This is a genomic window from Streptomyces sp. SPB162, assembly GCF_029504575.1.
In the GTDB taxonomy this organism is placed as follows: Bacteria; Actinomycetota; Actinomycetes; order Streptomycetales; family Streptomycetaceae; genus Actinacidiphila.
This window is the reverse complement of record NZ_JAQFII010000001.1, coordinates 1,868,057-1,882,217: the sequence shown is the minus strand read 5'-3', so window position 1 is coordinate 1,882,217 and position 14,161 is coordinate 1,868,057. Positions and strand designations below refer to the sequence as shown.

Genomic DNA, 14,161 nt, shown 5'->3' with positions numbered 1-14,161 from the left:
CCATGGCAACGCTTGAGATCCACGACCTGCACGTCTCCGTCGAGGCCGAGAACGGCCCCCGCGAGATCCTCCGCGGCGTCGACCTGACCGTGAAGCAGGGCGAGACGCACGCCATCATGGGCCCCAACGGCTCGGGCAAGTCCACTCTCGCCTACTCGGTGGCCGGCCACCCGAAGTACACGATCACCAGCGGCACCGTCACGCTCGACGGCGAGGACATCCTCGCGATGACCGTCGACGAGCGCGCCCGCGCCGGCCTGTTCCTCGCCATGCAGTACCCGGTCGAGGTCCCCGGCGTCTCGGTCTCCAACTTCCTGCGCACCTCGGCCACCGCGATCCGCGGCGAAGCCCCCAAGCTCCGCACCTGGATCAAGGAGGTCAAGTCCGCGATGGAGCAGCTCCAGATGGACCCGGCCTTCGCCGAGCGCAACGTCAACGAGGGCTTCTCCGGCGGTGAGAAGAAGCGCCACGAGATCCTCCAGCTGGAGCTCCTCAAGCCGAAGATCGCGATCCTGGACGAGACGGACTCCGGTCTGGACGTCGACGCGCTGCGCCAGGTCTCCGAGGGCGTCAACCGTGTTCGCGAGACCGGCGAGGTCGGGACGCTGCTGATCACCCACTACACCCGCATCCTGCGCTACATCAAGCCCGACTTCGTCCACGTCTTCTCGAACGGCCGCATCGCCGAGTCCGGTGGCGCCGAGCTGGCCGACAAGCTGGAGAACGAGGGCTACGAGGCATACAGCACGAAGGGCGGCGCAACAGCGTGACACCACTGCATGGCCTCCTCGACACCGAGGCGATCCGCAAGGACTTCCCGATCCTGGACCGCGTCGTCCACGACGGCAAGAAGATCGTTTACCTGGACAACGCGGCGACGTCACAGAAGCCGCGCCAGGTCCTCGACGCGCTGAACGCGTACTACGAGCGGCACAACGCCAACGTCCACCGCGGCGTGCACGTGCTCGCCGAGGAGGCCACGGCGCTCTACGAGGGCGCCCGCGACAAGGTCGCCGCGTTCATCAACGCGCCGAGTCGCGACGAGGTGATCTTCACCAAGAACGCCTCGGAGTCGCTCAACCTCGTCGCGAACATGCTGGGCTGGGCCGACGAGCCCTACCGGGTGGACCGCGAGACCGAGATAGTCATCACGGAGATGGAGCACCACTCCAACATCGTCCCGTGGCAGCTGCTCTCGCAGCGCACCGGCGCGAAGCTGAAGTGGTTCGGGCTGACCGACGACGGCCGGCTCGACCTCTCCGACATCGAACAGGTGATCACCGAGAAGACGAAGATCGTCTCGTTCACCCTGGTCTCCAACATCATGGGCACGATCAACCCGGTCGACGCGATCGTCCGGCGCGCCCAGGACGTCGGTGCGCTGGTCCTCATCGACGCCTCGCAGGCCGCGCCGCACATGCCGCTGGACGTGCAGGCGCTCGGCGCCGACTTCGTGGCCTTCACCGGCCACAAGATGTGCGGCCCGACCGGCATCGGCGTGCTGTGGGGCCGCCAGGAGCTGCTCGAGGACCTGCCGCCGTTCCTCGGCGGCGGCGAGATGATCGAAACCGTCTCGATGCACTCCTCGACGTACGCGCCCGCACCGCACAAGTTCGAGGCCGGCACCCCGCCGATCGCCCAGGCGGTCGGGCTGGGCGCGGCTGTGGACTACCTGTCCGCGATCGGCATGGACAAGATCGAGGCCCATGAGCACGCCATCACCGAGTACGCGGTGAAGCGCCTGCTGGAGGTCCCGGACCTGCGGATCATCGGCCCGATGACGGCCGAGGACCGGGGCGCGGCGATCTCGTTCGTGCTCGGTGACATCCACCCGCACGACGTGGGCCAGGTGCTGGACGAACAGGGCATCGCCGTCCGCGTCGGACACCACTGCGCACGCCCTGTCTGCCTGCGCTACGGAATTCCCGCGGACCACGCGGGCGTCGTTCTATCTGTACTCCACCCCCGCGGAGGTCGACGCCCTCGTAGAGGGGCTGGAGCACGTACGGAACTTTTTCGGTTGAGTTGGGCACAGCGGGTGAGGGCTGACTGGTGAAGCTGGATTCGATGTACCAGGAAGTGATCCTGGACCACTACAAGCATCCGCACGGGCGTGGCCTGCGCGACGGCGACGCCGAGGTGCACCACGTCAATCCGACGTGCGGTGACGAGATCACGCTGCGGGTCAAGCTCGACGGCTCGAAGATCGTGGACGTCTCCTATGAGGGACAGGGCTGCTCGATCAGCCAGGCCAGCGCCTCGGTGCTGAACGACCTGGTGGTGGGCCGCGAGCTGGAGGACGCGCTGAAGGTCCAGGAGGTCTTCCTGGAGCTGATGCAGTCCAAGGGCAAGGTGGAACCGGACGACGCGATGGAAGAGGTGCTGGAGGACGCGGTCGCGTTCGCCGGCGTCTCGAAGTACCCGGCGCGTGTGAAGTGTGCCCTGCTCAGCTGGATGGCGTGGAAAGACGCCACCTCGCAGGCACTGGCGAATGGCACGGCGAGGGAGACCGCATGACCGACAACGCAGACGTGACGACGAAGCCCGCTTCCGAGGAGGAAGTGCGCGAGGCGCTGTACGACGTCGTCGACCCCGAGCTGGGCATCGACGTCGTCAACCTGGGCCTGATCTACGGCATCCACGTCGACGACTCCAACGTCGCGACGCTGGACATGACGCTCACCTCGGCGGCCTGCCCGCTGACCGACGTCATCGAGGACCAGGCGCGTTCGGCGACCGACGGGATCGTCGCCGACCTGAAGATCAACTGGGTCTGGATGCCGCCGTGGGGCCCGGACAAGATCAGCGACGACGGCCGCGAGCAGCTGCGGGCGCTCGGCTTCAACATCGGCTGAGCAGGACCGTTCCATCGCACGGCCCATACACCGGAACGGCCCGCACGCCTCGAGCGTGCGGGCCGTTCCGGTGTATGGGGTATCTCGGTGTGTACGGGCGTACGCATCGCTGCGTACGCTTGTACACATGGGGTACATCATGCTGGGCGGCGCCATCATCGCCGAAATACTCGGCACCACGGCGATGAAGTACAGCGAGGGCTTCAGCAGGCTCTGGCCGTCCGCGATCACGATCACCGGCTACGTCATCGCGTTCACGCTGCTCGCACAGACGCTGAAGACGGTCGAGGTCGGCACCGCCTACGCGATCTGGGCGGGCGTCGGCACCGCGACCATCGCGGCGATCGGGATGGTCTTCCTGGGGGAGGCGGCGAACGCCGCGAAGGTTCTCGGGGTGCTGCTGGTGATCGCGGGCGTCATCGTGCTCAACCTCGGCGGTTCGCACTGATGGCCCGCCGCTACGACCCCGAGCGGCGCCGGCGCATCATCGACGCCGCGATCCGGGTGGTCGGCGCCCGCGGCATCGCCGGGCTGAGCCACCGCTCGGTCGCCGCCGAGGCGGACGTGCCCCTCGGCTCGACCACGTACCACTTCGCGACCCTTGACGATTTGCTCGTCGCCGCGCTCCGCCAGTCCAACGAGGGCTTCGCCCAGACCATCCGGGACAGCCCGCTCTTCGCCGACCCGGGCCCGAGGCCGGCCTCGTCGGCCGCTCTCGCGGACGAACTGTCCCGGCTGCTGGAGGTCTGGCTCACCGGCGACCGCACGCTGATCGAACTCGACTACGACCTCTACCTGGCCGCGCTGCGCCGGGAGGCGGTCCGCCCCATCGCGGCCGAGTGGGTCGCCCAGGCCACCACCCTCCTGGCCGCCCACACCGACCCCTCCACCGCCCGAGCCCTCATCGCCCTCATCGACGGCGTCTGCCTCCAGTCCCTCCTGACCGACTCCCCCTACGACCGCCCCTACGCACGCGACATGTTCACCCGCCTGCTGACGGGGGGCGCCGCGCGCCGGCCGGCGGTGCGATAGGCGGCGCGCGGAAAGCGCATTTCGCATGTCGGGCCGGTTGGGCATCGGGCAGGGCCAGCGGCTAGCGTGCGAGGCATGACTGACACGACCGCTTCGACTGTTCACCGCTCCACCGGCGCCGTTGCCGCCGGCCTTGCCACCATCGCCGACGACGGCACGGTCCTGGACACCTGGTACCCCGCCCCCGAGCTCGTCGCCGACCCCGGTCCGGCCGGCACCGAGCGGCTGACCGCCGAGCGCGCCGCCGAGTTGCTGGGAGCCGCCGCGCCGAAGGCGCTCGGGCCGGACCCGCGACGCGGGGTGGAGGTCGTCGCCGTGCGTACCGTCATCGCCTCGACGGACGACAAGCCGCTCGACGCGCACGACGCCTACCTGCGCCTGCACCTGCTCAGCCACCGCCTGGTGCGTCCCAATGGGCAGAACCTGGAAGGCCTGTTCGGGCTGCTCGCCAACGTCGCCTGGACCTCCATCGGCCCGGTGCCGGTCGCCGGGATCAACGCCGCGCGCCTCGCCGCCCGCGGCGAGGGTCTCCACCTGTCCGTCTACGGTGTCGACAAGTTCCCCCGCATGACGGACTACGTCGCCCCCGCCGGCGTCCGCATCGCCGACGCCGACCGGGTCCGCCTGGGCGCGCACCTCGCCGCCGGCACCACCGTGATGCACGAGGGTTTCTGCAACTTCAACGCCGGCACCGTCGGGACGAGCATGGTCGAGGGCCGCATCTCGCAGGGCGTCGTCATCGGCGACGGTTCCGACATCGGCGGCGGCGCATCCATCATGGGCACCCTCTCGGGCGGCGGCAAGGAGGTCGTCTCCATCGGCGAGCGCTGCCTGCTCGGCGCCGAGTCGGGCATCGGCATCGCGCTCGGTGACGACTGCGTCGTCGAGGCCGGCCTCTACGTCACCGCCGGAACCCGCGTCACGCTCCCGGACGGCAAGATCGTCAAGGCCCTGGAGCTCTCCGGCGCCGACAATCTCCTCTTCCGCCGGAACTCCACCACCGGCACGGTCGAGGTCCTGCAGCGCACCGGCTCGTGGGGCGGCCTGAACGAGCTGCTGCACAGCCACAACTGAGCCGACGGCGCCGGGCGGGTCCGACCCGCCCGGCGCCGCACTCCCGCCCCGCTGAACGCCCCGCGCCACAGGTGGTGAGCTGGGGCGGGAACGTCGTCGTCACGGTCTTCGTCCACGCGGCGCCGGAGGGCAGGACCCCGCACTTCGTGACCCGGCCGCACATCATCGCCCCGCCGTTCTTCCAGACGCCGGCCGGCCGCGCCGGGGCGCCGGCTCGCGCTGCAGGCCTCCAAACTGCCGGTGGACTGCGTCGCGGACACCGTCGCGCCGGCGGTCGGCGCGTACCGCGTCGTCGGCCACGCCGGAGGAACACCGCGTGGCCGTCGCGGGGTTCGTTCGCCAGGTGAGCATCATCCGGAAACAACACCCTGATCTACGGCGACTCCAACCTGGTGAACGCCGCGCTGATCGGCGGCGACGCCCTCCAGCGGCCACCGGGGGCGGGGCGGATGTGAGACGGCCCGGGGCGCCCGCCACAACGGCGGAGCGCCCCGGGTCCGGGAGAGCGTTACGGGCGGACGCGGACGACCTGGGGGTCGTGGTCGCTCGCCTGGTCGGCGAACTCGGCGTTGATGTGGACGACGTCGTAGTCCGGCGAACCGAGGGAGGGGCTGACGAGGATGTGGTCGAGCACCTGCGAGTTGCCCTGGAAGACGTACGAGTAGCGCTCGCTCGGACGCAGCGACAGGACGAGGTCCTTGAGCGCGCGGCCCTCGGTGAGCCGCAGCCCGGCGGCGGAGAACTCGTAGTCGTTGATGTCGCCGAGCACGACGACCCGGGCGTCCTTCTGGACCGCCTGGATCTGCCGCACGAAGGTGTTGACCTGGACGGACTGCTGCAGGCGCTTGGTCTCGGAGCTGCGCACCACCGGCTGGACGCGGCTGGTCAGGGGGCTGTCGCCGCCCTTGGACGCGAAGTGGTTGGCGATGACGATGACGGGCTTGCCGCGGAAGGTGAACTCGCCCGCGAGCGGCTTGCGGCTGTCGGCCCAGGCGCTGTCACCGGGGGCGATGCGGCCGGGGGAGACGCTGAGCGCGGCCTTGCCGTGGTTGCCGGTGACCCAGACCGGCGTGGTGGCGTCGCCGCCGGCCCGGTCGGTGAAGGCGACCCGCGCCGGGTTGAAGAGGAACGCCTGGCGGATGTTGCCGCCCGGCTCGCCGCCGTCGGTCCCGTTCGTCGGGTCGATGGAGCGCCACTGGTAGCGCGGGCCGCCGGCGGCGACGATCGCGTCGATGAACTTGTTCACCGTCTGATCGGCGGCGACCGTACCGTCGTTGACGGCACCGTTGTTGTCCTGGATCTCCTCCAGGGCGACGATGTCCGGCGAGGCGAGGTGCGTGACGACGCCGACGGCGAGGCGGTCGAACTTGGTCTGCGGGTCGGACGGGTCCAGGTTCTCGACGTTGTACGTCGCGACCGCCAGCTCGTCCTTCCGCTGCTTGCGCGTCGTCTCCGGCTGCAGACCGTGGGAGGCGACGGTGCCGATGGCGCGGGCGGTGAGGGTGTAGCCGCCGAACTGGTTGAAGTCCAGCGGGCCTTCGGTGGTGCCGGTGAGGACGTCGCCGACGTTCGCGGACGGGAAGGGCTGCTGGGCCGTCGGGATCAGGGACTGGATCTGCAGCCGGCCGGAGTTCTGGTTCGCGTACGAGCCGTAGACGGTGCCGCCGCGCGGCGTCGGGTTCTCCTGGGGCCGGACCGTCACCCACAGCTCGGAGTACGGGTCGGTGGCGCCGACCACGCGGGCGTCGGCGACCTGGACGTTCATGCCTTCCAGGGACTCGTACAGGTCCAGCGCGTACGCCGCGGGCCGCAGCGGCAGCGCCTCGATGCTGTTACCGGCCGCCGGGTCGCCGGCCGGGGCGTACGCGGCGGGGACGGCGGTGCTGTTCAGGACCACCGGGGCGGGCAGCGCGTTGCCGGAGGAGACGACCGTGACCACCGGCTTGGTGATCTCGGTGACGGACTGGTCGCCGGCGGCCTTGCCGCCCGGGTAGTACTCGCTGACCGTGCCGGAGACCGTCACCGAGTCGCCGACCGCCACCGTGGGGTTGGAGCTGGTGAAGACGAAGACGCCCTCGCTGGTCGCCGGGTCCGCGTCCGGCGTCGGGTCCTGCATCCAGAAGCCCTTGGACGAGCCGTAGGCGCGCACGCCCGTGACGATGCCGGGCACCGCGGTGACGGCCTGGCCCGCCAGCGGGGAGAGCCGGGTGGCGCCCTGGAGGTCGTGCACGCGCACGCCGTCGGCAGCGGACGTGTCCGCGGTCGCGGACTGCGGCATGGCGATCAGTCCTGCCGCCAGCGCGGCGGTGACTATGGCGCCGATGGAGCGAGGGGTGGTCAACGTGGCCTCCGTGAGGGCAAAGGTCTTGACGGGCAAAGGTCTCTGGGCACAGGTCCGGCGCAAAGGTCTACGCGCGTCAATTTCCTTGTAGGGCATGGGTGTTGTCAAGAGCCGGACAAGGGACGGAAAGGGAACGCACCGTGAAGGGGAGACGAACCGGACGTGCCGCCTCCCGACGCGTCTAGGCTGGGTCCGCGCTGTCCCGCAAGCGCGGCGCTGTCACCCCCCACCGCTGTTGAGGAGAACCCCGCCATGGCCGCTGACCGCCTCGCCCTGCCGCCTGTGCGGCTGCTGCCCGAGGACGAGCTGGCACGGCTCGCGCTCGCCGTGCCGCTGCTGGAGCGCGCGGTCCGGCTGGCCCGCTGGGCCGGTCCCGACACCCGGGTCGACGTCATGGGCGAGTTGACGGAGGACGACCGGCTGCGCGCGGCGGCCGAACTCGGCCTCGCCGACGACCAGGACGGCCTGGCCGAGACCTCGCAGGCCTGGGGCATCGCCATCGACACCGGCATGGTCGAGCTGGACATCGACGAGGCCGCGGCCCAGGCCACGGAGCCCGGTGAGCCCGCGGGCAGCGCACTGCCCGGCGAGGCGCTCGCCCAACTGACCGCGGGCGAGCCGCAGGACGTCCTGGAGGTGTGGCTCGCCACCGCCGAGACCGCCCTCGGCGAGGCCGCCTCGCCGGACTTCGAGGGACTGCGCGCCGCCATCGGCGGCGACGACCAGGACGACGACGGTGTCCTGGACCTCGACGCGCTGGACTGGGACCCGGAGGAGGAGGCCGAGTTCCTCGACGCGGCGCTCGCCAACCTGTACGCGTACTGCGCGCTCGAGGAGGCCGGGTACGAGTCCGTGCCGCTGCCCGTCCTGGCGGCCTCACTCGTCGTCCCCGAGGACATGGCCGAGCCGTCGGACGACGTCCTCGAAGAGGTCACCGAGGTCATGATGCGACTGGACGACCACTTCCGGCTGCTCGCCCCCACCGGCCTGATCGAGTACCAGCCGGTCGACGACGCGCTCATCGAGGAGGGCGACGAGGACGGCGGCGCCGCGGGCGACCGGGACCTTCCGGCCGAACTCGACCCGGAGGAGATCTCCCGCTACGGCATGGTCCGGCTCACCCCGCTCGGTGTGTTCGGCGTCCGCGCCCGGCTGCTCGACGCGGGCGCCCACGCCCCCGCCGTCGGCGATCTCGCCGACCGGCCCGCGTCCGTGCTCCTGGACGCGATGACCGACTACCCGGACCAGGCGGCCCGCACCGAGGCCGAACTGTGGCTCGACGGCCGCAAGCCCGTCGAGGCGGCGCGCGAACTGCTCGCCGCGTCCACCGGGGACGACCTGGGCGCGCCCGGCCGCCGGCTGATGTGCCAGCAGACCCTCAGCCTGCTCGGCGCCGACGCGGAGCCCGCGCTGCGCGAGGTGCTCGACGACCGGCAGCTCGGCGGGCTCGCCCGCGTATGGCTGACCGAACGCGACGCGCGGGACGTACCCGCGCCGGACCAGGCGATGGTGTTCTGGCTGACCGTCGACACCCTGGCCGCGCAGCTCGACTCGGACCACGCCCCCGAACTGCTCGCCGAACTCGTGACCGGCCTCGTCACCCAGCACGACGGCTTCTTCGACGCGGTCTGGCGCGTCGACCACCCGGCCACCTCCGACGTCCTGGAGGCGATGGGGCGGCTGCACCCCGACAAGTCGGTGGCCAAGACCGCCCGCAAGGCGGCGTTCAAAGCCCGCTCCAAGGCGGGCACGGAACGCTGATCCGCCCCGGCGTACAGCGGTGCGCGCCGACCGGGCCGTCGGAACCCGGTCCGGCCGGCGCGCGCTCCCGGTGAACGGTTGCGACAACTGCCCGTCTATTGCGGCCCGTAGCGAAGGTCAAGCACTTTCCCACAGAAACTCATAGTTCAGGCCATTGGTCATGACTTGACCTTGTATACGAAGATTCTTTACAGGTATTTGAGCTTATCCATACGTGGCTTCCCCGTGGCCGGATGTCGTTCATGCGGCGTTCGTCTCGGGAAGGGAACGTAACCGCCGCAGCCCGCGACAAAAGGAGCCCAGAGTGCCGCTCAGCCGTAGAGACTTCGTCCAGCGCACAGCCATCACCGGTGCCGGCGTCGCACTGGCGGGTGCCGTCGACGTCCTCGCCACCGCCCCGGGGGCGCTCGCCGCCGACACCCCGGCCACGGCCGCCAAGCCGGCCGCCGGGCACCACGCGCCCGAACTGGGCTACGGCCCGATCGTCGAGGACCCGAACGGTCTGCTCGGGCTTCCCGCGGGCTTCTCCTACCGGGTGATCACCCGCACTGGCGTCACCACGCTGGAGACCGGTGAGTCCACCCCGTCCAACCACGACGGCACGGCCACCTTCGAGGGCGTGCGCGGCGCGACGCTGCTCGTCAACAACCACGAGCTGCGCGGCGCGCGGGCGGACTGGCCGCACCCGGTGCCGCTGATCGAGGGCATCACGTACGACCCGGGAGCGGCCGGCGGCTGCACCGTCGTCGAGGTCGCCAAGCACGGCGGTCACGTCGCGGAATGGGTCGGCATCGCGGGCACCGCCACCAACTGCGCCGGCGGGTCCACCCCGTGGGGCACCTGGCTGACCTGCGAGGAGACCGAGGACAAGGCCGGCAAGTTCGGCTTCACCAAGGACCACGGCTACGTCTTCGAGGTCGACCCGCACGACCGCAAGGCCAACCGCGACCCCAAGCCGATCAAGGCGCTGGGCCGTTACGCGCACGAGGCGGTCGTCGTCGACCCGAAGCGCGGTCACCTCTACCTCACCGAGGACGCCGCAGGCCCCAACGGCCTGCTCTACCGCTGGACCCCGCCGGCCGGCTTCCACCACGGCCGCGGCAAGCTCCGCCACCTCGCCGACGACGCGGGCGTGCTCCAGGCCTTCAAGTGCTTCGACTCGGGCGGCACGTTCATCGACGACCTGTCGCGGGCCACGAAGACCGGCACGGTCTACGGCGTGGACTGGGTCGACGTCCCGGACCGCGACGCGAAGACCGTCTCGGTGCGCAAGCAGTTCGCAGAGGGTGAGGTCACCCGCGCCCGCAAGCTCGAAGGCATGTGGTGGGGCGACGGCGGCACCTACATCGTCTCGTCCTTCGCCCGTGACGAGAGCCCGGTCCAGCACGACGGCGCGGTCTGGTTCTACGACCCGAAGCGCCGCACCCTGACCCTCAAGGTGCTGCTCGGCGTCAACCCCGACCCGGGCGCCGACGGCCCGTTCGACGGCCCGGACAATATCACCGTCTCACCCTACGGCGGCCTGGTCATCGCCGAGGACGGCGAGGGCATCCAGCACCTCTTCGGAGCGCTGGACGACGGCCGGACCTACCCGATCGCCCGCAACGAGCTGAACATCGGCACCGATCTGGAGCCGGCGTACAGCGAGTTCACCGGGGTGACCTTCTCGCCCGACGGGCACATGCTGTTCGCCAACATCCAGGAGCCGGGGATCATGCTCGCGATCACCGGCCCCTGGCGGCGGCAGAAGCACTGCTGACCAGCTGATCGGCTGATCTGATGCGGGGCCTGGCCGGCCGTCCTGGCGCTACAGCGCCGCGGCGGCCGGCTTCACCATGCCCTTGGCGCTGCGGGAGTCGATGAAGTCGCCCAGCGCGGTCATCTCCCACTCGCCGGAGAACTGCTTGACCATCTTGCACATCAGGACCCCGGTGCGGGCCTCGCCGTTGGTCAGGTCGAAGCGCACCAGCTCCTCGCCGGTGGCGCCGTCCAGCAGTCGGCAGTACGCCCTGGCGACCTTGTTGAACTTCTGCCCGGAGTAGGAGTTGACGGTGAAGACGAGGCCGGTGACCTCGGGCGGCAGCCCACCGAGGTGCACGGTGATCGTCTCGTCGTCGCCCGCGCCCGCACCCGTGAGGTTGTCGCCGGAGTGCTGGATGGCGCCGTTGATGATGCTGAGCCGGCCGAAATAGCAGGTCTCGATGTGGTTGCGGGTCGGGCCGTACGCGATGACGGACGCGTCCAGGTCGATGGAGCGGCCGCCCGCGGCCGGCTCCCAGCCGAGGCCGAGGCGCACCGAGGACATCAACGGCTTGCCGGCCTTGACCAGCGAGACGGACTGGTTCTTCGTCAGGCTGACCCGGCCCTTGTCCAGGTTGATCTTCGCGGGCGCGGCCGGGGGCTGCGCCGGGGGCGTGCTCGGCATGGCGGGCGGCGGGCCGAAGCCCTGCGGGGCGGCGGGTGCCTGGGGGGCCGCGGGCGGCTGCGGGGCCGCGGGTGCCTGCGGGGCGGCCGGGGCGGCGGCGGGCTCCTCCACGCTCACCCCGAAGTCGGTGGCGATCCCGGCCAGCCCGTTGGAGTACCCCTGGCCGACCGCGCGCACCTTCCACGCGCCCCCGCGCCGGTAGACCTCGGCGACCACGAGCGCGGTCTCCGAGCCCAGCCGGGGCGGGGTGAACGTCGCGATGACGCTGCCGGTGTCCGCGTCCCGGACCGTGGCCGTCGGCTCGGTGCCGGCGAAGGTGGCGGCCGCCGCGTCCAGGCTCGCCGTCACGACGATCTTCTCGATTCCTTCGGGCACGGCGCCGGTGTCCACGGTGATGGAGTCGGGTCCGGTGCCACGGCCCGACTGGTGCGTCACGCCCGGGCCGGCCGGCTGGTTGTAGAAGACGAAGTCGTCGTCCGAGCGCACCTTGCCGTCGGCGGTGAGCAGCAGGCCCGACACGTCCAGCCGCACGGGAGCGGTGACGTCCACCGCGACGCGCGGTACGGAGAGCGGGACATTCGAGCCGGGTGTCATAGCGGTCATGTCCCGCTAACGATCGACCGGGCTTTGCGGTTCCATTACCTTGCGCCACCCGTGAGGAACGGCCTGGTCGCAGGTGCGCCCGTGCCCTCAGTACGGCCAGACGGGCGGGTTCGTGCAGAAGGGGCCGCCCAGGTGGGCGTGGTCGGGGTTGGCCGGGTCGAGTTCGCCGTGCTCGGCGATGAGGGCGGCGGCGAAGGGCTCGGAGTCGTCCTGCGGCTCGTACCCGAGCTCGCGGGCGGTCGTCAGGTCCCACCACAGGCGAGTGTTGGCCGAGCTGCCGTAGACGACGGTGTGCCGGACGTCCTCGGCGGTGAGCGCGGCGTGCAGCAGCCGGGCGCAGTCCGCGGGGCTCATCCAGACCGAGAGCATCCGCACGGAGGTCGGCTCCGGGAAGCAGGAGCCGATCCGCAGCGAGACGGTCTCCAGGCCGTGCAGGTCCCAGTAGAGGGAGGCGAGGTCCTCGCCGAAGCACTTGGAGAGCCCGTAGAAGGTGTCCGGGCGGCGCGGGGTGTCGATCGGGATCAGCGGGTCGTCACCGGTGGGGCGCGGGGTGAAGCCGACCGCGTGGTTGCTGGAGGCGAACACCACACGCCGCACGCCTTCTTGGCGCGCCGCCTCGTAGAGGTGGTAGGTCCCCTCGATGTTGGATCGCATGATCTTCTCGAAGGGTGCTTCCAGCGAGATGCCCGCGAGGTGGATGATCGCGTCGACGCCCCGGACCGCCTCGCGCAGCGCGTCGGCGTCCGTGAGATCGGCCGTGACGGCGTCCGGCGCCCCCTCGACGGGGCGGACGTCCAGCAGGCGGAGCTCATAGCCGTACGCGGGCAGCAGTTCGCGCATCAGGGTGCCCAGGCCGCCCGCGGCGCCGGTGAGCAGGATGGTACGGGGGACGGGCATTGTTCTCCTCCGTGGACATCATTCATATCTATGGACAGGCTAAAGAGCGCCCCGATCACCGTCAAGGCATGTCCGTTCGCTTGACCGGCGCGGCTGGGCTCGCTTAGCGTGGCAGCGTTCACGAATATGGACGTGAATCAGAAGAGCGCACAGCCAGATGAGCGCACAGAACTTCAAGGGGATCCGATGACCTCAGCCTCACTTGCCGAGCGCCTCGACGGCCTGCTGTTCTTCCCCGTCACCGCCTACGGCCCGGACGGCGAGCTGGATCTCGACACCTTCCGCGCGCACGTGCGCGAAGGCATCGAAGCGGGCGCGGCGGCGGTCTTCGCGTGCTGCGGCACGGGCGAGTTCCACGCGCTCACCCCCGAGGAGTTCCGCGCCTGCGTCGCCGCGGCCGTCGAGGTCTCGGCCGGCCGCGTGCCGGTGGTCGCGGGCGCCGGCTACGGGACCGCGCTGGCGGTGCAGTTCGCGCGGCTGGCACAGGACGCGGGCGCGGACGGCCTGCTCGCCATGCCGCCCTACCTCGTCGTCCCCGACCAGGCCGGCCTGCTGCGCCACTACTCCGGCCTCGCTGCCGGCACCGACCTGGACATCATCATCTACCAGCGTGACAACGCCGTCTTCGACCCCGAGACCGTCATCGAACTGGCCAGGATCCCCAACATCATCGGCCTCAAGGACGGCCTCGGCGACCTCGACCTGATGCAGCGGATCGTCAGCGCCGTGCGCACCGGGCTGCCCCAGCGCGACTTCCTCTACTTCAACGGGCTGCCCACCGCCGAACTCACCGGGCTCGCCTACCGCGGCATCGGCGTGCTGCTCTACTCCTCGGCCGTCTTCTGCTTCGCGCCCGAGATCGCCCTCGCCTTCCACAAGGCGCTGAACACCGGCGACGACGCGACCGTCAACCGGCTCATTGACGGCTTCTACCGGCCGCTGGTCGCGCTGCGCAACCAAGGGCGCGGTTACGCGGTCTCCCTGGTCAAGGCGGGTGTCCGGCTGCGCGGCCTGGACGTCGGCGAGGTGCGGTCACCGCTGGTCGAGCCCGCGCCCGCGCATGTCAAGGAGCTCGCCGAACTGATCGAGCGCGGCATGGCGCTGCTGAGCGACAGCTGACGAACGGGCGCCCGGTGCGGCAGCATCGGGCCCGCGAGTGCCGACCCGCTGTTT

Annotated in this window: 12 protein-coding genes and 1 pseudogene; 10 read left to right on the top strand and 3 right to left on the bottom strand. The window is 70.7% G+C overall.

All coding sequences use genetic code 11. The features are described from left to right. Positions 1 to 2 precede the first annotated feature (2 nt). The 7 genes and pseudogenes from sufC (at position 3) to dapD (ending at position 4,961) form a co-directional block, all read left to right on the top strand. Complete coding sequence (gene sufC, locus M2266_RS08735) at positions 3 to 770, top strand: Fe-S cluster assembly ATPase SufC (protein WP_277437655.1); 768 nt, start codon at positions 3 to 5, stop codon at positions 768 to 770. Then, positions 767 to 2,024 (top strand): annotated as a pseudogene (locus M2266_RS08730) (cysteine desulfurase). Before sufC ends, M2266_RS08730 begins: the two are co-directional and overlap by 4 nt. Positions 2,025 to 2,052: 28 nt before the next feature. Next, entirely contained in the window at positions 2,053 to 2,517 is a 465-nt protein-coding gene (gene sufU, locus M2266_RS08725) for a Fe-S cluster assembly sulfur transfer protein SufU (protein ID WP_277437654.1), read from the top strand. Next, a complete protein-coding gene (locus tag M2266_RS08720; protein ID WP_269272324.1) occupies positions 2,514 to 2,855 on the top strand; it encodes a metal-sulfur cluster assembly factor in 342 nt (113 codons plus the stop codon). The genes sufU and M2266_RS08720 overlap by 4 nt, the downstream gene beginning before the upstream one ends. A 127-nt stretch (positions 2,856 to 2,982) precedes the next feature. Next, positions 2,983 to 3,303: a multidrug efflux SMR transporter gene (locus tag M2266_RS08715; protein ID WP_277437653.1), complete on the top strand. Its 321-nt coding sequence runs from the start codon at positions 2,983 to 2,985 to the stop codon at positions 3,301 to 3,303. Next, positions 3,303 to 3,887 carry a TetR family transcriptional regulator gene (locus tag M2266_RS08710; protein ID WP_277437652.1) on the top strand — a complete coding sequence of 195 codons (585 nt, stop codon included), beginning with the start codon at positions 3,303 to 3,305 and terminating at the stop codon, positions 3,885 to 3,887. The genes M2266_RS08715 and M2266_RS08710 overlap by 1 nt, the downstream gene beginning before the upstream one ends. Before the next feature lie 75 nt (positions 3,888 to 3,962). Further along, positions 3,963 to 4,961 carry a 2,3,4,5-tetrahydropyridine-2,6-dicarboxylate N-succinyltransferase gene (gene dapD / locus M2266_RS08705; RefSeq protein WP_277437651.1) on the top strand — a complete coding sequence of 333 codons (999 nt, stop codon included), beginning with the start codon at positions 3,963 to 3,965 and terminating at the stop codon, positions 4,959 to 4,961. 508 nt (positions 4,962 to 5,469) lie between these two features. Here the strand turns inward: dapD and M2266_RS08700 are convergent. Then, complete coding sequence (locus tag M2266_RS08700) at positions 5,470 to 7,398, bottom strand: endonuclease/exonuclease/phosphatase family protein (RefSeq protein WP_346780877.1); 1,929 nt, start codon at positions 7,396 to 7,398, stop codon at positions 5,470 to 5,472. Positions 7,399 to 7,554: 156 nt separating this feature from the next. Here M2266_RS08700 and M2266_RS08695 point away from each other — a divergent pair, with 156 nt between their 5' ends. Both M2266_RS08695 and M2266_RS08690 read left to right on the top strand, forming a co-directional pair. Next, positions 7,555 to 9,063 (top strand): hypothetical protein, encoded by a 1,509-nt coding sequence (locus M2266_RS08695; RefSeq protein WP_277437650.1) that lies wholly within the window; start codon positions 7,555 to 7,557, stop codon positions 9,061 to 9,063. A gap of 304 nt (positions 9,064 to 9,367) precedes the next feature. Then, a complete protein-coding gene (locus M2266_RS08690) occupies positions 9,368 to 10,822 on the top strand; it encodes an alkaline phosphatase PhoX (protein ID WP_277437649.1) in 1,455 nt (484 codons plus the stop codon). A gap of 48 nt (positions 10,823 to 10,870) precedes the next feature. Here the strand turns inward: M2266_RS08690 and M2266_RS08685 are convergent, their stop codons facing one another. Beyond that, positions 10,871 to 12,082: a TerD family protein gene (locus M2266_RS08685; RefSeq protein WP_277441111.1), complete on the bottom strand. Its 1,212-nt coding sequence runs from the start codon at positions 12,080 to 12,082 to the stop codon at positions 10,871 to 10,873. A gap of 96 nt (positions 12,083 to 12,178) precedes the next feature. Further along, entirely contained in the window at positions 12,179 to 12,988 is an 810-nt protein-coding gene (locus M2266_RS08680) for an NAD(P)-dependent oxidoreductase (protein ID WP_277437648.1), read from the bottom strand. A gap of 186 nt (positions 12,989 to 13,174) precedes the next feature. Here M2266_RS08680 and M2266_RS08675 point away from each other — a divergent pair, with 186 nt between their 5' ends. Then, a complete protein-coding gene (locus M2266_RS08675; RefSeq protein ID WP_277437647.1) occupies positions 13,175 to 14,107 on the top strand; it encodes a 5-dehydro-4-deoxyglucarate dehydratase in 933 nt (310 codons plus the stop codon). Positions 14,108 to 14,161 lie beyond the last annotated feature (54 nt).